General features: G+C 69.5%; 24 protein-coding genes and 1 riboswitch. Of the genes, 11 read left to right on the top strand and 13 right to left on the bottom strand.

The genetic code is table 11. The features are described from left to right. Position 1: 1 nt before the first annotated feature. The 3 genes from ACQHIV_RS27080 to ACQHIV_RS27070 are packed head-to-tail and all read right to left on the bottom strand — an operon-like array spanning position 2 to position 3,109. Entirely contained in the window at positions 2-1,126 is a 1,125-nt protein-coding gene (locus ACQHIV_RS27080; RefSeq protein WP_427886316.1) for a sensor histidine kinase, read from the bottom strand. Positions 1,127-1,159: 33 nt separating this feature from the next. Next, positions 1,160-1,891: a metallophosphoesterase family protein gene (locus ACQHIV_RS27075; RefSeq protein WP_427886314.1), complete on the bottom strand. Its 732-nt coding sequence runs from the start codon at positions 1,889-1,891 to the stop codon at positions 1,160-1,162. Between the two features lie 57 nt (positions 1,892-1,948). Beyond that, positions 1,949-3,109, bottom strand: a complete 1,161-nt coding sequence (locus ACQHIV_RS27070) for a hypothetical protein (protein WP_427886312.1) — start codon at positions 3,107-3,109, stop codon at positions 1,949-1,951. A 169-nt stretch (positions 3,110-3,278) separates the two neighbouring features. Between ACQHIV_RS27070 and ACQHIV_RS27065 the strand changes: the two genes are divergently transcribed. The 5 genes from ACQHIV_RS27065 to ACQHIV_RS27045 are packed head-to-tail and all read left to right on the top strand — an operon-like array spanning position 3,279 to position 8,894. After that, entirely contained in the window at positions 3,279-4,688 is a 1,410-nt protein-coding gene (locus ACQHIV_RS27065) for a serine/threonine-protein kinase (protein ID WP_427886310.1), read from the top strand. Between the two features lie 34 nt (positions 4,689-4,722). Next, entirely contained in the window at positions 4,723-6,057 is a 1,335-nt protein-coding gene (locus ACQHIV_RS27060) for a dipeptidase (RefSeq protein ID WP_427886308.1), read from the top strand. A gap of 43 nt (positions 6,058-6,100) precedes the next feature. After that, a complete protein-coding gene (locus ACQHIV_RS27055) occupies positions 6,101-7,225 on the top strand; it encodes an NAD(P) transhydrogenase subunit alpha (protein ID WP_427886306.1) in 1,125 nt (374 codons plus the stop codon). Next, positions 7,222-7,527 carry an NAD(P) transhydrogenase subunit alpha gene (locus ACQHIV_RS27050; RefSeq protein ID WP_344188631.1) on the top strand — a complete coding sequence of 102 codons (306 nt, stop codon included), beginning with the start codon at positions 7,222-7,224 and terminating at the stop codon, positions 7,525-7,527. Before ACQHIV_RS27055 ends, ACQHIV_RS27050 begins: the two co-directional genes overlap by 4 nt. Next, on the top strand, positions 7,524-8,894 hold the full coding sequence (locus ACQHIV_RS27045) for an NAD(P)(+) transhydrogenase (Re/Si-specific) subunit beta (protein ID WP_427886304.1): 1,371 nt from the start codon (positions 7,524-7,526) through the stop codon (positions 8,892-8,894). Before ACQHIV_RS27050 ends, ACQHIV_RS27045 begins: the two co-directional genes overlap by 4 nt. A 631-nt stretch (positions 8,895-9,525) precedes the next feature. On the opposite strand, the gene ACQHIV_RS27040 is transcribed toward ACQHIV_RS27045, so the two are convergent. Together ACQHIV_RS27040 and ACQHIV_RS27035 are read right to left on the bottom strand one after the other, a co-directional pair. Beyond that, a complete protein-coding gene (locus ACQHIV_RS27040; protein ID WP_427886302.1) occupies positions 9,526-10,506 on the bottom strand; it encodes a helix-turn-helix transcriptional regulator in 981 nt (326 codons plus the stop codon). A gap of 21 nt (positions 10,507-10,527) precedes the next feature. Further along, on the bottom strand, positions 10,528-11,511 hold the full coding sequence (locus tag ACQHIV_RS27035) for a helix-turn-helix transcriptional regulator (protein WP_427886300.1): 984 nt from the start codon (positions 11,509-11,511) through the stop codon (positions 10,528-10,530). Between the two features lie 252 nt (positions 11,512-11,763). On the opposite strand from ACQHIV_RS27035, the gene purF reads away from it, so the two are divergent. Together purF and purM are read left to right on the top strand one after the other, a co-directional pair. Beyond that, the gene (gene purF / locus ACQHIV_RS27030; protein WP_427886298.1) at positions 11,764-13,326 is read left to right on the top strand and encodes an amidophosphoribosyltransferase; all 1,563 of its coding nucleotides are present in this window, start codon (positions 11,764-11,766) and stop codon (positions 13,324-13,326) included. A gap of 64 nt (positions 13,327-13,390) precedes the next feature. Then, positions 13,391-14,464: a phosphoribosylformylglycinamidine cyclo-ligase gene (purM, locus tag ACQHIV_RS27025; protein WP_427886296.1), complete on the top strand. Its 1,074-nt coding sequence runs from the start codon at positions 13,391-13,393 to the stop codon at positions 14,462-14,464. Positions 14,465-14,634: 170 nt separating this feature from the next. On the opposite strand, the gene ACQHIV_RS27020 is transcribed toward purM, so the two are convergent. The 3 genes from ACQHIV_RS27020 to ACQHIV_RS27010 form a co-directional block, all read right to left on the bottom strand. Next, the gene (locus tag ACQHIV_RS27020; protein WP_427886295.1) at positions 14,635-14,823 is read right to left on the bottom strand and encodes a DUF3073 domain-containing protein; all 189 of its coding nucleotides are present in this window, start codon (positions 14,821-14,823) and stop codon (positions 14,635-14,637) included. A gap of 205 nt (positions 14,824-15,028) precedes the next feature. Next, a complete protein-coding gene (locus ACQHIV_RS27015) occupies positions 15,029-15,835 on the bottom strand; it encodes an ABC transporter permease (protein WP_427886293.1) in 807 nt (268 codons plus the stop codon). A gap of 26 nt (positions 15,836-15,861) precedes the next feature. Further along, positions 15,862-16,746 carry an ABC transporter ATP-binding protein gene (locus tag ACQHIV_RS27010; protein WP_427886291.1) on the bottom strand — a complete coding sequence of 295 codons (885 nt, stop codon included), beginning with the start codon at positions 16,744-16,746 and terminating at the stop codon, positions 15,862-15,864. 143 nt (positions 16,747-16,889) lie between these two features. On the opposite strand from ACQHIV_RS27010, the gene ACQHIV_RS27005 reads away from it, so the two are divergent. Both ACQHIV_RS27005 and ACQHIV_RS27000 read left to right on the top strand, forming a co-directional pair. Next, complete coding sequence (locus tag ACQHIV_RS27005; protein WP_427886289.1) at positions 16,890-18,080, top strand: sensor histidine kinase; 1,191 nt, start codon at positions 16,890-16,892, stop codon at positions 18,078-18,080. Further along, positions 18,077-18,733 (top strand): response regulator, encoded by a 657-nt coding sequence (locus tag ACQHIV_RS27000; protein ID WP_427886287.1) that lies wholly within the window; start codon positions 18,077-18,079, stop codon positions 18,731-18,733. Before ACQHIV_RS27005 ends, ACQHIV_RS27000 begins: the two co-directional genes overlap by 4 nt. Here the strand turns inward: ACQHIV_RS27000 and ACQHIV_RS26995 are convergent. The 3 genes from ACQHIV_RS26995 to ACQHIV_RS26985 form a co-directional block, all read right to left on the bottom strand. Further along, the gene (locus ACQHIV_RS26995; RefSeq protein ID WP_427886286.1) at positions 18,730-18,966 is read right to left on the bottom strand and encodes a hypothetical protein; all 237 of its coding nucleotides are present in this window, start codon (positions 18,964-18,966) and stop codon (positions 18,730-18,732) included. The two genes, ACQHIV_RS27000 and ACQHIV_RS26995, sit on opposite strands and share 4 nt — an antisense overlap. A gap of 187 nt (positions 18,967-19,153) precedes the next feature. Then, positions 19,154-20,011: an NlpC/P60 family protein gene (locus tag ACQHIV_RS26990; RefSeq protein ID WP_427886284.1), complete on the bottom strand. Its 858-nt coding sequence runs from the start codon at positions 20,009-20,011 to the stop codon at positions 19,154-19,156. Further along, positions 20,011-20,179, bottom strand: a riboswitch (cyclic di-AMP (ydaO/yuaA leader). Its footprint overlaps the gene before it by 1 nt. Positions 20,180-20,456: 277 nt before the next feature. Beyond that, positions 20,457-21,425 carry a pyridoxal-phosphate dependent enzyme gene (locus ACQHIV_RS26985; protein ID WP_427886283.1) on the bottom strand — a complete coding sequence of 323 codons (969 nt, stop codon included), beginning with the start codon at positions 21,423-21,425 and terminating at the stop codon, positions 20,457-20,459. Positions 21,426-21,521: 96 nt separating this feature from the next. Between ACQHIV_RS26985 and ACQHIV_RS26980 the strand changes: the two genes are divergently transcribed. Beyond that, entirely contained in the window at positions 21,522-21,884 is a 363-nt protein-coding gene (locus ACQHIV_RS26980) for a YciI family protein (RefSeq protein WP_427886281.1), read from the top strand. 57 nt (positions 21,885-21,941) lie between these two features. Here ACQHIV_RS26980 and ACQHIV_RS26975 read toward each other — a convergent pair whose 3' ends face one another. Both ACQHIV_RS26975 and ACQHIV_RS26970 read right to left on the bottom strand, forming a co-directional pair. Then, complete coding sequence (locus ACQHIV_RS26975) at positions 21,942-22,127, bottom strand: YegP family protein (protein WP_427886279.1); 186 nt, start codon at positions 22,125-22,127, stop codon at positions 21,942-21,944. Between the two features lie 95 nt (positions 22,128-22,222). Beyond that, positions 22,223-22,885: a TetR/AcrR family transcriptional regulator gene (locus ACQHIV_RS26970; RefSeq protein ID WP_427886277.1), complete on the bottom strand. Its 663-nt coding sequence runs from the start codon at positions 22,883-22,885 to the stop codon at positions 22,223-22,225. Positions 22,886-22,980: 95 nt separating this feature from the next. On the opposite strand from ACQHIV_RS26970, the gene ACQHIV_RS26965 reads away from it, so the two are divergent. After that, positions 22,981-24,405 carry an MFS transporter gene (locus ACQHIV_RS26965; protein WP_427886276.1) on the top strand — a complete coding sequence of 475 codons (1,425 nt, stop codon included), beginning with the start codon at positions 22,981-22,983 and terminating at the stop codon, positions 24,403-24,405. Positions 24,406-24,425: the final 20 nt, after the last annotated feature.

Below are 24,425 nucleotides of genomic sequence, written 5' to 3'. Positions count from 1 at the left end.
CTTAGGTGGACGCATGCACTCCTGAGGAGTATTTGGGGATCCGGAAGGTCACCTTGGTGCCGGCGTCCAGGGCGGTCTCCACGATCAGGCCGTACGTGTCGCCGTACACCTGGCGGAGCCGGGCGTCGACGTTGCCGAGGCCGACCGAGTCGCTGCTGGAGACGCCGGACAGGGCCGCCCGGATCACCTCCGGGTCGCTGCCCGCGCCGTCGTCCTCGACGCTGATCTCCGCCTCGTTGATCCGGTCCCGGGCGCGGATCGTGATCGAGCCGGCCCCTGCCTCGAGGCCGTGCCGTACGGCGTTCTCCACCAGCGGCTGCACCACCAGGAACGGGATGACCACCGGCAGCACCTCCGGAGCGATCTGCAGCGACACCTTGAGCCTTTCGCCGAAGCGGGCCTGTTCCAGCACCAGGTAGCGCTCTACGTTGCGCAGCTCGTCCGCCAGCGTGGTGAACTCGCCTCCACGCCTCAACGCGTATCTGGAGAAGTCAGCGAACTCCAGAAGCAGCTCACGCGCCCGTTCCGGATCTGTGCGGACGAACGACGCTATGGCGGCGAGAGCGTTGTAGATGAAGTGCGGGCTGATCTGAGCGCGCAGGGCCCGTAGCTCGGCCTCCATCGCGCGCGTCCGTTCCTTGTTGAGCTCTGCCAGCTCCACCTGGCCCGAGACCCAGCGGGCGACCTCGTCGGTTGCTCTGACCAGCGCGGCCGACGTGCTGTTGCTGTACGCGACCAGCACCGCGACGACCCGTTCCTCGGTGACGATCGGCGCGACCACCGCCGTACGGATCGGGCACTGCGGGTCCCCACAGGCCACGTCGTGCGCACCCAGTACGGCGGTACGGCCTGAGCGCAGCGTCGGCGCGGACAGGTCCTTCGCGTCGCGGCGGTGGTTGCTCTCGTACGGACCGCCGACGCCGTCCCAGGCCAGGACGCCGGACGCGTCGCAGATCGCGATGGCCGCCGTACCCAGGAGGTCCCGGAGATGGCGGCTCGCCTTGCCGGCCGCGGCCGGGGTCAGGCCTTCGCGCAGGTGCGGGCTGGCCAACGAGGCGGTATGCAGGGTCGCGTACGTCGCCTTGTCGGCCGGAGTCCCGAAATGCTTCCGCCGGCGCGTGAACACCCCCTGACGGTAACCGCTCAGCCCACTAAGCCCTCAAGTGCGCGGCCTGAACGCCTCCAGCGCCTCCGTGTCGGAGTACGTGTGCAGCAGGTACTCCTCGACCCAACCGGTGCGGCCTGGGTACGTCGACTCGCTGACGATCCGCTCCGCCGCCTTCACCGCGTCGATCGGCGTGTGGCGCAGCTGTACGCCGTTCTCGGACAAGAGCGCCCAGGTGGGACCAGGAGCGCCGTACGGCATCCCCACGCTGCCCGCGTTCACCACTTGCCGCCTGTCGACCTGCCGGGCGTACGGCATGTGCGTGTGGCCGCAGACGACAGTCCTGACGTCGTTCGGGAGTGTTGAGAACACCTGTGCCCAGCGGGAGATCGGGCTGTCCACCAGCACCATCTCTATGTCGTCACGAGGCGTGGCGTGGCAGAACAACACGTCTCCGATCGTCACGGTCAACGGCAGGCCCGCCAGCAGCTCCACTTGATCGGGCCGCAACTGCTCGGCCGCCCACGGAGACACAGGGTCCGGCGGCTCCTCGTCGTACGTCCCGCGGACCATCTCCACCAGCTCCCGGTCCGCGTTGCCCCGTACCCACACCACGCGGTCGCCCAGGGCCGTCAGTACGTCCAACGTCTCCACAGGCATCGGCCCACTGGCTATGTCCCCGGCCAGCACAACAAGATCGGCGTCCTGCACCTCAGGCTCGGCCAGCACACCCTCAAGCGCAGGCAGCACCCCATGGACATCCGCAAGCACAGCAATCCGCTCCATACGAGTCAGTCTGCTGCCGAACGCCCTGCAGCGCCCGTCCGGTCTGCTCAGGGCAGATCAAGCGCCGATCTGCAGCTCACCCTTGGCGAGAGGTGTTGCGAGCTCACACGCTCCGCTAGCGATCGTGCAGCGCACGATGGCGGCCGGGGTACCTTCGCCGTTGTCGGCCAGCAGCAGGAGGTGCTGGTCGTCCTCCGGAACCGCCTGCCGGAAGACACCGCTCCACTCGTGGATCAGGTTGCCGTTCTTGGCGTCCAGCGCGGCTGCGATGCCCTGGCCGTAGCCGTCCTCGTACTTCGGGCCGGCGATGACCGTGGCCGCGTTCGGGGTGAAGCCCGCGATGATGTAGTCGCACGTACGCCAGAGGCGTGTGCCCGTCGGTACAGTCAGCAGACTGCTGCAGCTGTTCTGGTTCGCCTGGGTGGTGATCGAGCCCGCGGTGTCGACGCTCGAGACGGCCATCGCCGACGGGATCGCCTTCAGCTGAGTGGCCTTCGAGTCGCCGGGCGTCCACTCGAAGAGCGTGGTGGTGCCGTCGATCGTGGTCGACGCGTCGAAGTACACCTTGCCGTTCGTGTAGCCGCGGAGCATGGCGTTCCAGACGCCGGGGACCTGGACCTTCTGGACGTTCTGGGTCTTGGCGTCCTCGGAGTACACCGTGACGCCGGCCGTCTGCTCGCCGGTGGACTTCAGTTTGGAGCCCAGGTACGCCGCAGCGGTGCCGTCGGCGGTGGTGAAGATCTGGGTGACGTCCGGGGTGTGGCGGATCAGCTTGCCGTCGTCGCTGAACGTGAGCATCTCGTTGCCGAAGCCCTTGGTGACCACGGCGAGTGAGGTGATGCCGAGGCGGGCGACCTGCTGGATGTCCATGGTGCCGGGGATCGTGACGTCGTTGCCGGCGCCGCCGCGGATCGTGCGGCCGGTCAGGTACGCGACCTGCGGTGCCCGGCCCGGGGTGAGCTTCTTCAGGTCGATCTTGGTCTTCGGCAGGCTCGCGGGCGTGCTGGTGGTCGCCGACGGCGTACTGACGGGCCTGCTGACGGGGGTGCTGATGGGCGTGGCCGGCGGTGTCGCTGAGGGCGACGTCGAGAGCGGGACGGCCGCGGCGTCGGTGGAGGGCTGCGGGCCCTGGCGGTACGCGAGCGCTCCGCCACCGGTCACAGCGGCCACAGCGACCGCCGCGACGAGGGCGGCCAGGCCGCCGTTCTGCACGCGCATCGGCGAACTCCTTGCACAGTCATGGTCAGGTCACGGTCGGTACGGACCGTGCGGCGGACCACGGTCGGAGCGGGCGGCCGGCCCCGCTGTCGGGGACTGTGACGCCCGGAAATGCCGCTTTGTTCACTCCCGCGAACGGGTCGCAGGTCAGATCGAGCATAATTGCGCCATGGACCAGCCTGACCGGATCGGCCGGTACTCCCTGGTCCGCCGGGTGGGTGCCGGAGGCTTCGCGACCGTCTGGCTGGCCCGGGACGAGCAGCTCGACGCCGAGGTCGCGGTCAAGATCCTGTCCGAGAACTGGGTCGAGGACGAGGACGTCCGCCGCCGGTTCCTGGCCGAGGGCCGGTTCCTGCGCAAGGTCGACTCGCTCTACGTCGTCGGCGTGCACGACATCGGCGAGGCCGACGACGGCCGCCCGTTCATGGTGCTCACCTACGCCGACGGCGGCACGCTCGCGGACCGGATCAAGGCCGGCCCGCTCGAGTTCGGCGAGGCGGTCCGGATCATCACCCAGGTCGGCCGCGGCCTCAAGCACCTGCACGCCCGCGGCGTGCTGCACCGCGACGTGAAGCCGGCCAACGTACTGTTCCGCTCCGACCCGAACGGCGACCGCGCGATGCTGTCCGACCTCGGCCTGGGCAAGTCGCTCGCCGAGGTCTCCCGGATCACCATGCCCGGCGGCACCCCGGCGTACGTCGCTCCGGAACAGGTGATGGGCGAGCGCCTCGACCACCGCGCCGACCTGTACTCGCTCGGCGCCGTCGCGTACGCCGCGTTCACCGGCCAGGCGCCGCACGGGGTCGCCACGCTCGGCGCCGTGATGCAGATCGAGAAGCCGCCGCCCTCGATGACCACCCTGCGCGCGGACATCCCGGACGCGATCGACGTCGTCGTACGGCGTGCTCTCGAGCCGGACCGGGATCAGCGCTGGCCGGACCTCGACAGCTTCCTCGACGCGCTGCGCGAGGCGCACACCACCGGTAAGGTCCCGGCGCGGCTGGTGCCGGCCGCCGAGATGCCCGCGCCGACCGGGACGACCGCCCCGGTCGACCAGGCGACCGCGTTGTCGAACGCCAACGAGCCGACGGTCGCGTCCAAGCCGAGGCGCCGGCGCGCGGGCGTGATCACCGCGCTCGCCGCCGTCGTGCTGGCCGCGGGCGGTGGGTACGGCGGGTACGAGTACGTGCTGACCCGGCCGGTGACGGTGACCGATCCGCCTTTCACCGTGGAGGTTCCGCGGTCGTGGGGGCAGAAGGCGGTCAACGATCAGACCTCGCTTCTCGTCAGCTCGAACACCCGCGCGTGGCAGTCGAGCGCGAGCGTCGAGGGGGTCTACGTCGGCCTGGTCCAGGCGAGCACGCTGCCACGGGCCGTCACACCGCCCGACGGCTGCACCGCGGGCGGGCCCGACACACGTGACAACACGGTGACCTTCCAGCTGACCTGCGGCCGTGGTCCCGCGGTCGTCGAGCAGTACCGCCAGGAGAACGGCGTACAGGTGCACATCCAGGTGCGGGCCAAGGACGCGAACACCAGGACCGACGTACTGAACTCGGTGCACTACACGGCTCCCTAGGATCCCCAGCAGGGCGACGCCGTACCGTAGGCCCATGACCGATCTGTCCGCGGCGATCGACCGCGTTCTGCCCAGTGTCCGTGCCGACCTCGAGGACCTCATCCGGATCCCGTCGGTCAGCTACGAACCGGCCCGTGCGGCCGACGTCCAGCGGTCCGCCGAGGCGACCGCGACGTTGTTCGAGGCCGAGGGCTTCACGGTCAAGATCGTCCGCGCCGGCGACGGTGCGCCGGCCGTGATCGCGAAGAAGCCGGCACCTACCGGGAAGCCGACCGTACTGCTCTACGCCCACCACGACGTGCAGCCGACCGGGCCGGTCGAGCAGTGGACGTCCGAGCCGTTCGTGCCCACCGAGCGTGACGACCGGCTGTACGGGCGCGGCGCCGCCGACGACAAGGCCGGGATCGCCGCGCACCTGGCCGCCGTACGGGCCTTCGGCAACGATCTGCCGGTGGGCGTCACGGTGTTCGTCGAGGGCGAGGAGGAGATCGGCTCGCCGACCCTGCTGCAACTGCTCGACGAGTACGCCGAGGAGCTCGCCGCGGACGCGATCGTGATCGCCGACTCCGGCAACTGGGAGGTCGGGCGGCCGGCGCTGACGGTGTCGCTGCGCGGCCTGGTCGAGTCGTACGTCGAGGTTCGAACGCTTGATCACGCCGTACATTCCGGGCTCTTCGGCGGACCGGTCCCGGACGCGCTGTCCGCGCTCTGCCGACTGCTCGCGACCCTGCACGACGACAAGGGCGACGTCGCGGTCGACGGGCTGCACGCGTCCCGCGCCGCGGATGTCGTGTACCCGGAGGACCGGCTGCGCGCCGAGTCCTCGGTCCTCGACTCGGTCCGGCTGACCGGCTCGGGTTCGCTCGTCGACCGGCTGTGGACGCGGCCCGCGGTCGCCGTCGTCGGCATCGACGCGCCGTCGGTGGCCGAGGCCAGCAACACGCTGGTGCCGGTCGCGCGGGCCAAGGTGAGCCTGCGGGTCGCCCCCGGTGACGACGCCGTGAAGGCGAGCGCGGCGCTGCGTGACCACCTGGAGAACAATGCGCCGTGGGGCGCGCAGGTCACCGTGACCGAGGGCCAGACCGGCCAGCCGTGCAGCGTGAACGCCCGCGGTGCCGGGTACGAGGCGGCCCGCTCGGCGTTCCAGGAAGCCTGGGGCGTGGAGCCGATCGACATGGGGATGGGCGGCTCGATCCCGTTCATCGCGGAGTTCCAGCAGGCCTTCCCGGCGGCGACCATCCTGGTCACCGGCGTCGAGGATCCGGACACCCGCGCGCACGGCATCGACGAGGGCCTGCACCTCGCCGAGTTCCGCAAGGTCTGCCTCGCGGAGGCCCTCCTTCTTCAGAACCTCGCCAACCAGGCCTGACCAGGCTTTCCGGCGACCCAGTGTTTGGCATAGGTTTCGGCGAGTGAAGATCGCAGTCGTACGGGAGACCAGGCCGGCCGAGCGCCGGGTCGCACTGGTGCCGGAACATGTCGCGAAACTGATCGAGCTCGGCTACCAGGTCGCGGTCGAGCCGGCCGCCGGTGAACGCGCGCTGTTCTCCGACGACCAGTACCGGGAGGCGGGCGCCGAGGTTGCCTGGGGCGCCGATCACGCCGCCACCGTGGTGGCCTCCGTACAGCCGCTGGAACGCGAACGCCTGCAGCGGCTGCACGCCGGTACGGCGCTGATGTCGTTCCTGCCGACGAACCCGCCGGATGTGGTCCGCACCGCAACGCGGGCCAAGCTGACGGCGTTCGCGATGGAACTCATCCCGCGGATCTCCCGGGCCCAGTCGATGGACGCGCTGTCCTCGCAGGCGCTCGTCGCCGGGTACCGGGCCGCGATCGTCGCCGCCGAACGGCTGCCGCGGTTCTTCCCGCTGAACATGACCGCCGCCGGCACCGTCCCGCCGGCCCAGGTCCTGGTCCTCGGCGCGGGCGTCGCCGGCCTGCAGGCGATCGCCACCGCGAAACGCCTCGGCGCGGTCGTCAAGGCGTACGACGTACGGACCGCCGCCGCCGAGGAGATCGCCTCGATGGGCGCCGTACCGATCGAGCTCGAGCTCGGCACCCTCGACGGCCCCGGCGGGTACGCCCGCGAGATGACCCCCGAACGGGCGCAGCTCCAGCGCGAACTGCTCACGCCGTACGTCGCCGCCGCCGACGCGCTGATCACCACCGCCGCCGTACCGGGCCGGACCGCGCCGATGCTGGTCACCCGCTCCATGGTCGAGCAGATGAAGCCCGGCTCGGTCGTCGTCGACCTCGCGTCCGAGCAGGGCGGCAACGTCGAGGGATCGGTCGCCGGCACCGAGCTGACGATCGGCGACGCGCTCGTCTGGGGCGGCGCGAACGTACCGTCGCAGATGGCCGGCCCGGCATCGCGGCTGTACGGCCAGAACATCGCGAACCTGATCCGGCTGATGACGCGGAACGCCGCGTTCGACCCGGACTTCGAGGACGAGATCGTCCGCGGCTGCTGCGTGACCCACGACGGCAGCGTGCTGCACGAGCCGACCCGTGCCCTGCTGGAAGGACCCCAGGCATGAGTGAATCGATTGCGCTGCTGACGATCTTCGTCCTCGCGGCCTTCGTCGGCGTGGAGGTGATCAGCAAGGTCTCCTCGACGCTGCACACCCCGTTGATGTCCGGGGCGAACGCCATCCACGGCGTCATCCTGGTCGGCGCCATCATCGTCACCGGCGCCACCGACTCGGTGATCGTGATGATCGTCGGGCTGCTGGCCGTCGTACTGGCGACCGTCAACATGGTCGGCGGCTTCGTGGTCACCGACCGGATGCTCGAGATGTTCAAAGGTCCGGGGGCTCGCAAGAAGGAGCTGCACAAGTGATCCCCACCTGGGCCCAGATCGGCTATCTGGTCTCCGCGGTCTGCTTCATCGTCGCGCTGAAGGCACTGTCGTCGCCGCGCAGCGCGCGCACCGGCAACCTGATCGGCGCCGCCGGTGCGGTGCTCGCGGTGCTGATCACGTTCGCGGCGTACAAGCCGCACCACCTGGCGCCGATCCTGATCGCGCTGATCATCGGCACCATCGGCGGGGTGATCGGCTCGCGGCGCGTGCAGATGACCCAGATGCCGCAGCTCGTTGCCTTGTTCAACGGTGTCGGCGGCGGCGCGGCCGCGCTGGTGGCGCTGCTCGAGCTCGGTGAGGTGACCGCGGACGCGACCGTCGCGGCGATCGCCACCGCGTTCACGATCCTGGTCGGAGCGATCAGCTTCGCCGGCTCGGTGGTGACGTTCGCGAAGCTGCAGGAGCTGATGACGACCCGGCCGGTGACGTTCCCCGGTCTGCCGGTGCTGTTCGTGGCCTCGCTGCTGGGCGGCATCGCGCTCGGCGTCTGGCTGGTGTCGGACCCGCGCGTGTGGGTCGGCGTACTGCTCTGCCTCGTCGGTCTCGCGATCGGGGTCATGCTGGTGCTGCCGGTCGGCGGTGCCGACGTACCGATCGTCATCTCGCTGCTGAACGCCTTCACCGGTCTGACGGTGGCCGCGGGCGGTTACGTGCTCGGCAACACGCTGCTGCTGGTGGCCGGCACGCTCGTCGGCGCCGCCGGTACGTTGCTGACCAAGCTGATGGCGGACGCGATGGGACGCTCCGTCTTCAACATCCTGTTCGGGGCCATCCGCGGCGGATCGACGCTCGGCGCCGGTACGGCGTCCGACCGGCCGGTGATCTCGGCCGGCCCGGAGGACGTCGCGATCCTGCTCGGGTACGCCAACAAGGTCATCATCGTGCCCGGATACGGGCTGGCCGTCGCCCAGGCGCAGCACACGCTGCGCGACCTCGTCGAGGAACTGCACGGCCGCGGCGTGAAGGTCGACTACGCGATCCACCCGGTCGCGGGCCGGATGCCGGGCCACATGAACGTACTGCTCGCCGAGGCCCAGGTCCCGTACGAGCAACTCCGCGAGATGGACGACATCAACGGCGACTTCAAGACCACCGACGTCGTCCTGGTCGTCGGCGCCAACGACGTCGTCAACCCCGCCGCCCGCACCACCCCGTCCGCCCCCATCTACGGCATGCCGATCCTGAACGCCGACGAGGCCCAACGCGTCATCTTCCTCAAACGCTCCATGCGCCCCGGCTTCGCCGGCATCGAGAACGAACTCCTCTACGACCCCAAAACCACCCTCCTCTTCGGCGACGCCCGAGACACCCTCACCAAACTCCTAGCCGCCCTAAAAACGATCTAGCCGCCTCCACCCTCGCCCGCCTCCACCCTCGCCCGCCTCGACCCGCTCGCCCGGCTCGGCTGGCTCGCCCGGCTCGGCCTGCTCGCCCGGCTCGACCGGCTTGGCCGCCTCGGCTCGGCTGGCTCGGCTGGCTCGGCTCGGCCGGCTCGCTCGGCTCGATCGGCTCGGCTGGTCGATGAGCCGGCCGCCCTCGGGGAGTTGCTCGACCGGCACGCGGACGACGTACGGGCGCTCGCATTCCGCCGGGCAGCCTCCTGGAATGCGGCCGACTCATCGACCGCCCGAGCCGTTCCTCGGAAACTATTCGGCGCCAGGCGCCAAAAAAGCTCCGCAAACCGCCTGGCCGCCCCGCAGATGTGCACCTTCACCGGGCAAATGAGCCGCCACTTCAGCGTGCCGAGACCGAGCAGCGGAGGCATCCGTCCCGCCCCGCGCAGCCCACACCCGTGGCCGCCCCCGGCCAACGACCTCCCCCGGCCAGTGTCGCGCGTTGCCCCACCCCGCCCCCTCTGTTTGACTTCCATCCCGAGAGACCACGGGCGGCGCACCCATTCCTCTCACCCCACCCTCATTCCAAGGAGCCCCCTTTGCCCCACCACCCCCAAACCCTTTCCCAAGCCTGGGACTGGGGCTAATCCACCCACCCCCGCTGCGCCGCCCGAACCCCCAACTCAAACCGCCCCGAAGCCCCCACCTGCTCACTCAACTTCGCGACAATCCGTCGAACTGTTCGCATCGAGATCGCGAGCTTGCGAGCGACCTGCTCGTCGGTCGCACCCTGAACAAGGAGCTTCAGTAGTTCGCCTTCCTGAGCTGTGATCCCGCGAGTTCTGCGTGGTGTCGCTTCGCCGAATGCGTCGTCTGCGTTCTCCCAGTACTGCAAGAACATCTCTTCCGCGAGCCGCACCACAGCGCGGCTGTGGTGCACGACTGCGCCGACCGAGGTGTCGTCCGGGTCGATTCCCATCACGGCCGATTCACTGTCGAAGATGAGCAATTTCATCGGCAACGAGGGTGTGGTTCGTACCTTCGCTCCGTACTCGCTGAAGTAAAAGAAGTAGCCGTCCCTGAATATGCGACGCTTCATTTGGGCTTCGACGATGAGATAGCGGGTCTCGACTCCCCGCTCGAGGTGCGGCTGGTCCGGGCGCTCGTTGGGGTGTCGGTCCGGGACCTCTCCTCCGACATAGGGAAGCATCGCCCAGGCGGACTTGAGCGGACGGAATTGCTGCATCCGTTCGTAGGCGCGCTCAGATCCCTCCAGCACCTCGACGTCGCGCGCAGTTCGCCCAGCCAAAAACTCGGCGTAGTCAGCGATAAATTGCCCAGCAGCCAACTTGTCGTGCCGCAGCTCCGCAGTGAATGCGTCGAGCTGCTTCTGCCGTTGAGTAGCGAGGCGCTCCAGCCCGACCGATGGATGCAAGGGGTATTCCTCGTCCGGCATATTCCAGCGGGGAACGAGAAGTCCGAAGTCACGGAGGAGTCCAAGCGCTACAGCGACTGCTTGCTCCGGCAGCTTCAGGTGTGCGCAGAGATCCGCCAGACGTGAACGCAGGGCAAGTGAGGGTTCCTGCAGCAGCACGCGATAGACCGCAAGGGTGTCCCCGCTCACGCCAAGTGACTCGAACAAGCCCTAGACCCAGCCGCGCTTCGCTGCTGCCACGCCGAGTTCGAAGCGGCTGGCGGCGTCGAGGCGTTCGGAGAGGTTGGCGGTGATGCGGCGGGCGGTGCGGAGGGAGATGCCTAGGAGACGGGCGACCTGCTCGTCCTTGGCGCCGCCGGCGAGGAGGCGTAGTACTTCGGACTCGTGCGGCGTGAGTGGCGTCTCGTCGTCGCGGTCGTCCGGGTCGAACATCTCCGAGGCGCGCGACCAGTAGGCGTCGAACAGCGCGAGGGCAACCGAGACCACGGCCGGGGTGCGGTGGATGACAGCGCCGGCGGTCGGGTTCTCCGGGTCCATCGGCATGACCGCGACCTCCTCGTCGAACAGCAGGAGGCGCATGGGCAGCGTCGGCGTGACTCGGACCTCGCCGCCCAGCCGATGGATGGTCGCGGCGTATCCACGCGCTTGCTTGGATTCGGTCATGCTCTGCAGGTAGACGGTCCGCATCTTGATGCCGCGCCTCAGAACCTCGGTGTCCGGGGACCTGTCTGACGGTGGCATCGATTCGTCGAAGTGCGCGGGCACCAGGCCCCAGAAGGTCTCTCTCGTCTTCAAAGCGAGCTCTTCGATCCGCCGGGAGGCGTTCGCGCGGCCCTTGAGGACCTCGACATCGCCGCTGCTGCGGGACGTCAGCAATTCGTTGTACTGCTCGGCGACCACCTCTGCCGAGGCTTCGGCTTCTTTGAGCTCGCCGAGCATCTTGTTCAGCTCGGTGCGACGCCGCTCCGCGAGCCCGGTCAGACCGACGCGCGGGTGGACAGCATGCTCTCCGTCGGGGTTCGTCCAGGTTGGAACCAGAAGTTCGAGCATGCGGAGCTTGTCCATCAACGCCTGAACATCCGCCAGCGGCTTCTGCAGTAGCGAGGCAATCTGCTCGGGCGTACTGTCTGGGTGGTTGAGAAGGGCGTGATAGACCGCGAAAGTGGCTTCGTCCACCCCCAGCGGCTCGAGCACGATCCTTCTCCTCCAGAACTTGTCGGAACCGACCATATACAGAGTGCGTCGACATTGAGCACCTAATGGTGGTTCGGATTATTTCTGAAGGGACGATACGTGATCAAGAAGTTGCTGGCTGTGGTCGGCGTCGCGATGCTTCTTGTAGTCGGTCCCCCGACATCGGCTTCGGCGACCGGCAGTGACGAGAAGCCCTGCGTCGCCTGCTGGTAGCTGGACCGGGTACCCCGAACCGTCCCGTAGACTGCTCGTGTGGCTCGTGGCGATGGTCGGCTTACTCATGAACTCGACCCGCAGGATCTGGGTCCGCAGGACGCTTGTGGCGTCTTTGGGGTCTGGGCGCCGGGTGAAGAGGTTGCCAAACTGACGTACTTCGGGCTCTATGCCTTGCAGCATCGGGGGCAGGAGTCGGCGGGGATCGCGGTCAGTAACGGGAGCCAGATTCTCGTGTACAAGGACATGGGGCTGGTCAGTCAGGCCTTCGACGAGGCGACGTTGGCGTCGCTGCGGGGGCATATCGCGATCGGGCACTGCCGGTACTCGACGACCGGGTCGAGCGTGTGGGCGAACGCCCAGCCGACGTTCCGCAGTACGGCGACCGGGTCGATCGCGCTCGGGCACAACGGGAACCTGACGAACACCAGCGAGCTGGCCGCCAGTCTCGCCGGTGAGGGTGATCTGGATCTCGGTCTGGACGCCGACGTGGACCACGCGAAGGCGAACGCCAAGCACAACGCGTCGAGCGACACCGACATCCTGACCTCGATGCTGGCCGGCTACCCGGATCTGACGATCGAGCAGGCCGCGGCGCGGATCCTGCCGAAGGTCAAGGGTGCGTTCAGCCTGATCTTCATGGACGAGAACACCCTGTACGCCGCCCGCGACCCGCAGGGCATCCGCCCGCTGGTGCTGGGCCGGCTGGAGCGCGGTTGGGTGATCGCCAGCGAGACGGCCGCCCTGGACATCGTCGGCGCGAGCTTCATCCGCGAGGTGGAGCCGGGGGAGATCGTCGCGATCGACGCCGAGGGGCTGCGGTCGACGAAGTTCGCCGAGCCGGACCCGAAGGGCTGCCTGTTCGAGTTCGTGTACCTGGCCCGCCCGGACACCCAGATCTCCGGGCAGCGGATCTACTCGACCCGGGTCGAGATCGGCCGCAAGCTGGCCAAGGAGCACCCGGCCGAGGCGGACCTGGTGATCGCTACCCCGGAGTCCGGTACGCCGGGCGCGATCGGGTACGCCGAGGAGTCCGGCATCCCGTACGGCTCCGGCCTGGTCAAGAACGCGTACGTCGGCCGCACGTTCATCCAGCCGAGCCAGACGATCCGCCAGCTCGGCATCCGGCTGAAGCTGAACCCGCTGCGCGAGGTGATCGAGGGCAAGCGGCTGGTGGTCGTCGACGACACGATCGTCCGCGGCAACACCCAGCGCGCCGTGATCCGGATGCTGCGCGAGGCCGGCGCGAAGGAGATCCACGTCCGGATCACCGCGCCGCCGGTGAAGTGGCCGTGCTTCTACGGCATCGACTTCGCCAGCCGCGCCGAGCTGATCGCGAACGGGCTGAACACCGAGGAGATCTGCCGTTCGCTCGGCGCCGACTCGCTCGGGTACATCAGCCTGGACGGCCTGGTCGAGGCGACCACCGTGCCCATGGACCGGCTGTGCCGCGCCTGCTTCGACGGCGTGTACCCGGTCGCGCTGCCGGATCCCGAGCAGCTCGGCAAGCACCTGCTGGAGGACCCGCTGCGGACGGACGCGGACGGACTCGCGACGGTGGCCGGTGGGGCCGGCGCCGCCGACGCCCTCAGCCGCCCGTAGCGCCCGCGACCGTCGGCCGCAGCCGGCGACAGCCCGTAGCACCCGCGACAGGAAGAGAAGAACAGTGAGCGAAGGGGCGAGCTACGCCGCCGCCGGGGTCGACATCGAGGCCGGTGACCGGGCCGTCGAGCTGATGAAGGAGTGGGTGGCGAAGGCGACCCGCCCGGAGGTGGTCGGCGGGCTCGGCGGGTTCGCCGGGCTGTTCGACGCGACCGCGCTGACGTCGTACCGGCGGCCGCTGCTGGCGACGTCGACGGACGGGATCGGGACCAAGGTCGCGATCGCGCAGAAGCTGGACAAGCACGACACGATCGGGTTCGACCTGGTCGGGATGGTCGTCGACGACCTGGTCGTGTGCGGCGCGGAGCCGCTGTTCATGACCGACTACATCTGTACCGGCAAGGTGGTCCCGGAGACGATCGCGCAGATCGTGAAGGGGATCGCGGAGGCGTGTGTCGAGGCCGGTACGGCGCTGGTCGGCGGCGAGACGGCCGAACACCCGGGCCTGCTGGAGGCGGACGAGTACGACGTCGCCGGCGCGGCGACCGGGGTCGTCGAGGCGGACGAGGTGCTCGGCGCGGAGCGGGTGCGCGCGGGGGACGTCGTACTGGCGATGGCGTCGTCGGGGCTGCACTCGAACGGGTACAGCCTGGTCCGGCATGTGTTCTTCGACCGTGCGAAGTGGACGCTCGACCGGATCGTCCCGGAGCTCGGGACCAGCCTCGGTGAGGTGCTGCTGACGCCGACCCGGGTGTACGCGAAGCACTGCCTGGAGCTGATCCAGGAGCTGAACGACGGCGACAGCACGCCGCTGCACGCGATGTCGCACATCACCGGCGGCGGCTTCGCGGCGAACCTGGCGCGGGTCATCCCGGACGACCTGTCGGTCCGGATCGACCGGTCGACCTGGACGCCGGACCCGATCTTCGGGCTCGTCGGGCTGCTCGGCGACGTACCGCTGCCGGAGCTCGAGAAGACGCTGAACATGGGTGCCGGCATGGTCGCCGTCCTGGACCCGTCGTCGGCGGATGCCGCGATCCAGGCGCTGGCGGCCCGCGACATCCCCGCCTGGGTGTGCGGTGACGTCACCGCGACCGCGGGCGGCACCGTCACCCTCGAAGGCACCTACGCCAAGTAATCCACCAGACCACCTGCGGGTGGGGTCCTGATCGGGCAGTCCGACGCCTCGGGCTGCCCGTTCTGCTGATCCGCCACAGGTGGTGCTGGTGTGTTGGAACACGTCGGGCGCACGGTGAACTGCTCAGCCACCCCGCGAGGGGCGCCTGAGCAGCTCAGCCGGGCTAATGCTTACCGACGGGGGTGGTAGTCGTCGGCGTCGTAGTCGTCGCCGTCGTTGTCGCCGTTCGCAGAAGCGGTGCCACCCTGCTCTCCGCCGGACAGCTCTCGCTTGAGCTGGTCCAAGTCGGTGTCCCAGGTGCGGTACTTCAGGTCGCGTGCGACCTTCGTCTGCTTGGCCTTTGCACGGCCGCGCCCCATAGCGTCGACCCCCTCGCACAAGTCAACCGGGTACGCTGCGTGGCGCCCACGGATCAGTCGTCAGTAATCGTGGTTCAAGGATACCCGGAGCGGCGGATCGACACACGCACCGCCCCCTCGTCGGGCCCTTCAGAGGTCCGATCACAGCATCGGCGGGGTGGGCCGATCCCCTCAAACCGGCCCACCCCGCCGCGTCCGGCCCCCGCTACTTGACCTCGCGACGTGAGCTTGCCCACAGTCCGACGATGGTCGGCAGGACGATCCAGACCCCGACCGCGGTGAGCGTCTCGGCGGCCAGTCCGTGCAGGTCCCGCTCCGCGATCCGGCCCAGCGCCCCGAACACGTCGAGCCACTTCGCGTTGTCCTTGAACAGCGCCGGCCCGGCCAGCGACCACGCGGTCGGCGCGATGAAGTAGATCAGGATCGCGACCGCGGTCTGCGGCACCACGGCACCGAAGGCGGCGCCCATCACGACGTTCAGCGCCACGGTCAGGTACGCACCGAGGAACTGGCCGCCCAGGCCCGCGTACGACATCGAGCGGTCGGTGAGCGCCCCGGTCAGTGCCGTGGTGGCGAGCGCCAGCGCGATCACCCCGGTCATCACGACGGCGCTCAGCACGACCGCTGACACGAACTTGGCCAGCTGGACCCGGACCCGGCGCGGCGACAGCGTGAAGGTGGTCAGCGCGGTCCGTTGGGTCCACTCCGAGGTCATCGCCATCACACCGATCACCGGCAGCAACAGCATCACGCCGGTGGAGGCGGCGCCGAGGAAGCCGTCGAACCCGGCGCCCTTGGCCGGCAGGTGGGTGGCCTGCCAGGTGAGCGCGGCGAGCGCGATCAGCAGGATGCCGGCGATCAGTACCCGGCCGCTGCGGGTGTTCACGGACTTGCGGAGCTCGATCGTGACGAGCTTCAGGAAGGACTGCCCGCGGGCGGGCGGCAGGCTGGTCGCCACCTCGCTGCGGTGCTTGGCGTTGGTCGCCGGCGCGACGTCGGTCACGGTGGTCATTTCACAGTCTCCAAAAGGTGGGGTGATCAGGCGGCCGCGGGCGTCGCGGTGAGCTGGAAGAACAGGTCCTCCAGGCCGGCGCCGTCGCTCTGCCGGAGCTCGAGCAGGATCTGACCGGCAGCGGCGGCGGCCCGCCCGACCTGCTCGGCGGTGGCGTCGGCGCGCAGCGCGCCGTCCGGTGCGGCGTCGACCTGCAGGCCGGCGGCGGTGAGCGCCGTACGCAGCCCGGCCGGGTCGAGTCCGCGGACCAGCGTGCCGGTGCCGGCGAGCAGCTCGTCGAGCGAGCCGTTGGCGACGATCCGGCCGCCGCCGATCACGACCAGCCGGTCGACGGTCGCCTGGACCTCGCCGAGCAGGTGGCTGGACAGGATCACGGTGCCGCCGCGGGCGGCGAAGTCCTGCAGCAGCCCGCGCATCCAGCGGATGCCCTCCGGGTCCATGCCGTTCGCGGGCTCGTCGAGGATCAGTACGGCGGGGTCGCCGAGCAGCGCGCCCGCGATGCCGAGCCGCTGCCGCATGCCGAGCGAGTACTGCCCGACCCGGCGCTTCGCGGCGTGGCTGAGGCCGACCGCCTCGAGCATCTCGTCGACGCGGGCCTTCGGCACCCCGAGCAGGCTGGCGCTCAGCAGCAGCGTCTCGCGGCCGGTGCGGCCGGGGTGCTGCGCGGCGGCGTCGAGCATGACCCCGACGACCCGGCCCGGGTTCGGCAGGTCGACGTACCGCTTGCCGCTGATGGTGGCGGTGCCGGAGGTCGGCGGCGTCAGCCCGGTCAGCATCCGCAGCGTGGTGGACTTGCCGGCCCCGTTCGGCCCGAGGAAGCCGGTGATGCTGCCCGGCTGGACGGCGAACGAGACGTCCTGGACAGCCGTGGTGCTGCCGTAGCGCTTGGTCAGGTTCTCGACGGTGATCATGACAACGAGTCAACCGTCCGGGACCCCCTCGGCACATCGGACGACCGGTTGCTCCGACCCCCTACGAAAGTCGCCCACCGAGCCCCCGGAACCCACCCGGAAGGGGGACGTGATCGCGTCGTCGGTCGAACTACAGTGACTGAATGCGACGGTTGCGCCGGTGGTACGCCTGGTGGGTCAGGCATGCCCCGCGGCTGCGCGACATCCTGTACGTCGGCTTCAGCCTGCTCACCATCGTGGCCCAGGCCGCGTCCGGCGGAGGCGGCTGGAGCCCCAAGGACTGGTATGTCCTGGGTGCGGGGATCGTTGCCTCGGTCGCCCTGTTCTGGCGCCGCCGCTTCCCCGTGACGGTCACCGTGATCGCCGTTCTCGCGATGCTCACCGGGGGAATCTTCGTCCCGATGGGCCTGGCCCTGCTGACGTTGTCGATCCGCCGCCGCGACTACGCACTGGCCATCCTGGGGGTGGCGGCGTACGCGGCCTATGTCCTGAACGGCCTGGGCAACAGGAGCCAGATCTGGGTCTCGGTCTTCACCGGGCCGTTCCTGGTCGGTACGTGGATCGCGATCGGTGCGTACGTCGGTGCCCGCCGCGACCTGATGGCGTCGCTGCGGGACCGCGCCGAGCGGGCCGAGGCCGAGCGCGAGCTGCGCAGCGAGCAGGCCCGGCTCGGCGAGCGGTCCCGGATCGCCCAGGAGATGCACGACGTACTGGCGCACAAGGTCTCGCTGATCGCGCTGCACGCCGGCGGCCTGGAGGTGAACCCGACGGTCGGCGCGGACAAGGTCGAGGGCTCCGCGCGGCTGATCCGCGAGACCGCCCGGCAGGCGATGGAGGACCTCCGCGAGGTCCTCGGCGTACTGCGGTCCGACGTGAGCGTCGCGGGCGCCGACCTCGCCCCGGTGCCGAAGGCCTCCGACCTGGAGCGGCTGGTCGCCGCGTCCCGGGACGCCGGCGTGACCGTCGGGTATGACGGGGCGCTGCCGGACGACGTACCGGTGGCCGTCGGCCGGACGGTCTACCGGGTCGTCCAGGAGTCGCTGACCAACGTCCACAAGCACGCCCGCGGCGCGGCGACCGACGTACAGGTGCACGGTGCCCGCGGGACGGGCGTGACCGTCCGGGTGACGAACGTGCGGCCGGTGGCGGCCGGGTCGCTGCTGCCCGGAGCCGGCGCCGGGCTGGTCGGCCTGCGCGAGCGGGTGGAACTGGCCGGCGGCCGGTTGTCCACCGGGCCGACCACCGACGGCGGCTGGCGGGTCGAGGCCTGGATACCGTGGGACGACCATCGGCAGGACAGCGAGCCGGTGCTCGTGGACGAGGGAGAACGATGACGCGGCTGCTGATCGTGGACGACGAGGCGCTGGTGCGGGCCGGGCTGAAGATGATCCTCGAGTCCGACGAGGAGCTCGAGGTGGTCGCCGAGGCCGAGGACGGCGCGGACGCCGCCGCGATGGTCAAGGAGCACCGGCCGGACGTCGTGCTGATGGACATCCGGATGCCGCGGCTGGACGGGCTGGCCGCGACCCGTGAGGTGCAGGCGCTGCCGGATCCGCCGAAGATCGTCGTACTGACGACCTTCGACCTGGACGACTACGTGTTCCGCGCGCTGCAGGCCGGGGCGAGCGGGTTCCTGCTGAAGGACACGCCGCCGCGCGAGCTGGTGCAGGCGATCAAGGTGGTGGCGGCCGGCGACGCGATGCTGTCGCCCGCGGTCACCCGGCGGCTGATCGGGCACTTCGCCGGCGACCCGCGCGCCGACCGGCGCCGGACGGCGCAGGAACGGATCAGCAGGCTCACCGAGCGCGAGCGGGAGGTCCTGGTCGAGGTCGGCCGCGGTCTGCAGAACGCCGACATCGGCCGGAAGCTGTTCATGAGCGAGGCCACCGTGAAGGCGCACGTCTCCCGGGCCCTCGTGAAGCTGGACGCGAGCAACCGCGTGCAGGTGGCGATCCTCGCCTACGAGGCCGGACTCCTGGACGGCTAGCGCCTGCGCGCGTACACGATCGTGAGCGCGAACGTGAGGATCGAGAGCGGCCAGAGTACGGGGTAGAACCACCCTGGGGCCTGGTGCCAGATGAACAGCTCCTCCCCGGACGTGAGGAAGATGTGCAGCTGGGACTTGCCGGTGGCGTGTGACCGCTCCACGAGTGCCCGCGTGTAGGCGTAGGTGCTGGCGCCGATCGAGACGACCCAGAGCGTTACGACCAGTCGCTTCACGCACGCCTCCGCTGTTGAAGAGCGGTCAGCGTAGGAGCCCGGGGTGAACAAAAGGAAACCGGCCCGCGCCGTCGGAGGGGTGGGGGGCGACGGCCCGGGCCGGTTTCGGAAGTCAGCGTTCCTGGGGGAGAGGACGCTGACGACCGGCGGCGCCCGCTTTGGGGGAAGGGCGCCCGCCGGTCAGGACTCAGACGCGTCCGAAGGAGACGCTGCTGCTCCAGATCTTCGACTTGGCCACCGGACGTCCCGGCTTCGAGGCCTGCCACAGCATGTTCCCGCCCGCGTAGATGCCGACGTGGTACACGCCGCCGCCACCGTTGTGGAAGAACACCAAATCTCCCGGCTTCGCGGCGCTGCGGCTGATGTGCTTGGTCGCGGCGTACTGCTGACGCGACGTGCGGGGCAGCTTGTGACCGGCGTACTTGTACACGTAGCCGGTGTAGCCGGAGCAGTCGAAGCCGCTGGTGCTCGTGCCGCCGTAGCGGTACGGCGTGCCCTTGAGCTTGGCTGCCTCCTGGAGCACCTTGGTCCGGAACGTGCCGACCGCGGCCGAGCCGGAGCCGGAGCCGTGGTTGCCGTAGAGCACCTTGTGCTTCGCGGCCCAGGTCAGCCGGCCCCAGGTGTTCTTGTCCGTGTAGCCGGTGGCCCGCAGGCCCCAGGACGTCTGGAACTTCTTGAGCACGGCGACGGTGCTGTTGCCGAAGTAGCCGTCGGGACCCAGGTGCAGGGCCTTCTGGACGTACTTCACGGTCGGGCCGGAATCGCCCTTCCGGAGCAACGGCCGGCTCGGGATGCTCATGTGACCGCGCTGCTGAGCGGCGGTCATGGTGGCCGCGGACGCGGTCGCCGGGGTGGTGCTGATGCTCAGTGCGGCTCCACCACCGACAGCGAGACCGACCGTGAGGACGGCGGCCGCGGCACGGGGTGCACCGGACTTGCTGGTCCTGCGGTGCTTCGCCAGTGTCCGGCCGGTGGGCCGGTCGGTACTGGAATCAGCAGGCGTGACGGCGCGCGAAAGCGACGTCCGTCGGGCAGTGACGGGCATGGTTGTCTCCCGACGCCTGTGAAGTTAGCTGTCGGGTTCGGGCTGGGATTCATAGCCCGGTCCGCTCCCGCGGACTTCACCCCAGGGTTTCGACCACTCACGGTCGAGACCCAACTTCCTGGGTCCCCCACCTCCGCCATTGGTATTCGAGGGGAGCACACGAGCCTGGCGGAGCTCGGCGTTGACTCGTGTGCGGTTCGTGTTGGTTACCGAACCGCCGACGACTGTATAACAGAACGATCACGACGCAAACCCTTCAATCCACAAAGCCGCTCCAGAAAGGGCCTGGATGGTCCTCTGACGGGTCAGCAAGTGTGGATGAACACCAGGTGTCCTGAGCGCGTCTGAGCGGGGCGCAGGCGGCTTCTGAGGGCTTCCGTGTGGTCTCCGTCACAGTTGCCGGTGGCTTTCTGTGACAACGGGCACAGAACGTGGTCAGGCCACCCTAAAGTTCTTGAGCATTCAGCAATTCGCGGAAGCGCTCCAGGCCCACGTTCCCGCCGGACAGCACCACTCCGACGCGCTCCGGCAGCCCGTGGATCCGGCCGGCCAGCAAGGCCGCCAGCGCGCTCGCCCCGCTCGGCTCCAGGACGATCTTCAGCCGCTCGAACGCGAACGCCATCGCGGCCACGATCTCCTCGTCGCTGACCAGCTCGAACGACTCCACCAGCCGCCGGTTCACCGCGAACGTCAGTTCGCCCGGCGTCTCGATCGCCTGCCCGTCCGCGATCGTCCGCGGTACGTCGATCCGCACCCGCCGGCCGGCCGCCAGCGAACGGGCGTGGTCGTCGCCGGCCGCCGGCTCGACGCCGATCATCCGGATCCCCGGCGACAGCAGCGTCGCCGCCGTCGCGCAACCGGCCATCAGCCCGCCGCCCCCGACCGGGACCAGCAGCGCGCCGAGGTGTCCGACGTCCTCGATCAGCTCCAGCGCGACCGTGCCCTGGCCGGCCATCACGTCGTAGTGGTCGTACGGCGGGATCAGCGTCCGCCCGCGCTCCGCCGCCAGTTCCGCGGCCAGGGCGGTCCGGTCCTGCGTGTACCGGTCGTACGTCACCACCTCGGCGCCGTACCCGCGGGTCGCGGCCACCTTCGTCGGCGGGGCGTCCGCCGGCATCAGGATCACCGCCGACGTACCGGCCATCGCGGCCGCCAGCGCGACGGCCTGTGCGTGGTTCCCCGACGAGTACGCCGCGACGCCGGCGGCGAGCTGCTCCGGGCCGAGCCGGCTGATCGCGTTGTACGCGCCGCGGAACTTGAAGGCACCGATCCGCTGGAAGTTCTCCGCCTTCAGGAACACCCGCGCCCCGACCCGTTCGTCGAGCGTCCGCGAGGTGAGCACCGGCGTACGGTGCGCCACCCCGGCGAGCCGGTCGGCGGCGGCCTGGACATCTGTGAGACTCAGCCCGGTCATGAGAAGAAGTTAGGGCATGTCAAGGAGCGCCGGCCCGCTCCGTACTGATGGATGAAGGCGCCCGATCGGCGGGGGCCGGTCCCGAAGGAGAGCACCGTGAAGTACCTACTGGTCCTGAACATCAACACCGAGATCCTCGAGGCGCTGCCGGAGGCGGAGCAGCAGGCCATCGGCGCCGGGCACCAGAAGTTCATGGACACCATCAAGGCGTCCGGGGAGTTCGTCGCCACGTTGGCGCTGACGCAGCCGGCCGAGTCCGCGGTGGTGAAGGTGCGCGCCGGCGTACCGGCGGTCACCGACGGGCCGTTCATCGAGTCGAAGGAGTTCCTCGGCGGGTTCTACCTGATCGACGTGGCGTCCCGCGAGCGGGCGGCCGAGCTGGCCGCGATGATCCCGGACGCCGGCATCGAGGGCCTGGGCGTGGAGATCCGCGGCGTGGTGTTCTCGGAAGGGCTCTGAAAAGACCGAGGGGGTTCTCCGCGCGGCGGCGGAGAACCCCCTTGTTTTATTGAGGTATCAGTCAGTCTGGTCGTCGACGTTCGCCTCGGCGGCGTTCCGCTTGATCGAGTCGATCCCGTTGAGTGCGGAGGCCTTGGTCTTGTAGCTCTCGCTGCTGGTGGCGATGACCTCGCCGTTCCCAGCCTTCAAGCGGAACCGGAACTCCCCGGACTTGTCCTTGTACAGCTCGAACTTCCCCGCCATCGGTGTACCTCCATAGAGAGTGGAATCGCTCCGCTTCGGAGCGTAGTCCTCCCCGGGCGGTTCGTGCCGCTCAGACACTCCTTCTCAGGTACCGCTCAAGCGCGTACGCCGCGGATTCCGGCGACCACCAGGTCGACGCCGACCGCGTAGTACCGGTCCTGCGACGACGGGCAGACCAGCGCGCCCGCGGCCGACGTCACCAGCGGGTACTGCGTCGGCGACAGCGCGCCGAGCGACGCCCGCTTGCGCCGCAGCGACGCTTCGCGCGCCTCCGGGTCGCTCACCTCGCGGGCGACCGGGTCCGTGGTGACGAGTGCGATCAGCGAGCAGATCGACTGCCGGCCGATCTCCGCCGCGTCGTCGACCGAGAAGCCGCCCTCGATGAGTAGGCCCAGCGCCCGCTCGGCCAGCTCCAGACCGGGCTCGGCGACCAGGATCCGCGCCAGCGTGAGGTCCGCCAGCCGCGGGTGGGCGCGGAGCGCCGTGACGAACGCGGTCAGCAGCGCGTGCAACTGCTGGTCCCACGGCGCGTCGGTCGGCTCCGGCAGTACGACGTCCGCGAGCAGCCGGTCGCCCAATGCGGCCAGGAGATCGTCCTTGTCCTTGAAGTGCCGGTACAGCGCCATCGGCGTGACGTCGTGCTGCGCGGCGAGCTTCCGGAACGAGACAGCGGCCGGGCCTTCGTCGTCGGCGATGGCCAGTGCGGTGTCGACGACCCGCACCGGATCGAGCCGGCGGGCGGTCTCCTTGGTGATCACGTTGACAAGTCTACACCGTAGACCTACTGTCTACTCCGTAAGCTTACGCCGTATACATACGGCGTAGACATCACTCCGAGTAATGAGGTACGGCGATGCGACGCAGTCCTTGGGCCACCCTGGCGGTGCTGGCCCTCGCGCAGTTCATCGTGGTGCTCGACGTGACGATCGTGAACGTCGCGCTGCCCCACATCCAGGCGGACCTGAAGTTCTCCGCCGACTCCCTGCAGTGGGTGATCAACGCGTACACGCTGCTCTTCGGCGGCTTCCTGCTGCTCGGCGGGCGGATGGCCGACCTGCTCGGGCCGCGCCGGGTGTTCACCGCGGGCCTGCTGCTCTTCGGTGCCACCTCGCTGATCGCGGGGCTGTCCAACTCGCCGGAGTTCCTGATCGGGGCGCGGGCGGTCCAGGGGCTCGGCGGCGCGCTGCTCTCGCCGTCGGCGCTGGCGATCCTGACGATGACCTTCGCCCACGGCCGCGAACGCAACATCGCGATGGGCGTCTGGGGCGGCCTCGCCGGCCTCGGTGGAACGCTCGGCGTCGTCGCCGGCGGCGTACTGGTGGATTCCTTGAGCTGGCAGTGGGTGTTCTTCGTGAACGTCCCGATCGTGCTCGCCCTGGTCGCGCTGATCCCGGTCTTCGTGCGCGACGTACGGCACTCGACGGGCCGGCGTACTTTCGACACTCTCGGCGCTGTTCTCGGCACGGCTGGGCTGATGGCTGTTGTTTACGGCGTCGTACGCTCGGAGCCTTCCGGGTGGGGTTCGTTCGAGGTTATCGGCGTACTGACGGCCGGTGTCGTGCTGTTGGGTGCGTTTGTCTTTGTCGAATCGCGGTCGGCTTCGCCGCTGGTCCCGCTGCGGTTGTTCCGGTCGCGGGCGTTGAGTGTTTCCAGTGCTTCGCTGGCGTTGAACGGGGCCGGGTTCCTGTCGATGTTCTTCCTGACCGCGATCTACCTGCAGCAGGTGCGCGGCGACAGCGCGCTCGAGGCGGGCATCCACTTCCTGCCGATGGGTGGCGCGGCGATCGTCGGTGCGGTGCTCGCGTCGCAGCTGGTGCAGCGGCTCGGGACCCGTACGGTGCAGCTGGCCGGTGCGGTGCTGAGCCTCGTCGGTCTGCTCCTGCTCTCCCAGGCCGACGCGACCGGCAGCTACGCGAGCCAGTTGCTTCCGGGCCTGATCGTCTTCGGCTTCGGCATCATCGGGGTCGGCGTACCGGGTCAGATCAACGCGGTCTCCGAAGTACGTCCGGTCGAGGCCGGCGCCGCGTCGGGCGTCGTCAACGCGATGTACCAGGTCGGCGGCGCGCTCGGGCTCGCGATCGTCACCACGCTGTCGATCACGCACACCACCAACGAGCTCACCCACGGCGCGACCCAGCTGCAGGCGCTGCAGGCCGGGTACGAACGTGGTCTGCTCGCGGCCGCCGTCTTCGCGATCGCCAACGTCCTGCTGACCCTCGCGACCCCGCAGCTGCAGCCCACCTCCGAACAACTCACCGAGGCCACCGCCGCCGCCTGACGTTGCGCACGGCAACCATC

This window comes from Kribbella polygonati (assembly GCF_050320105.1).
In the GTDB taxonomy this organism is placed as follows: domain Bacteria; phylum Actinomycetota; class Actinomycetes; order Propionibacteriales; family Kribbellaceae; genus Kribbella.
The sequence above is the reverse complement of the archived record's forward strand: the minus strand, read 5'-3'. Positions and strand labels throughout refer to the sequence as shown.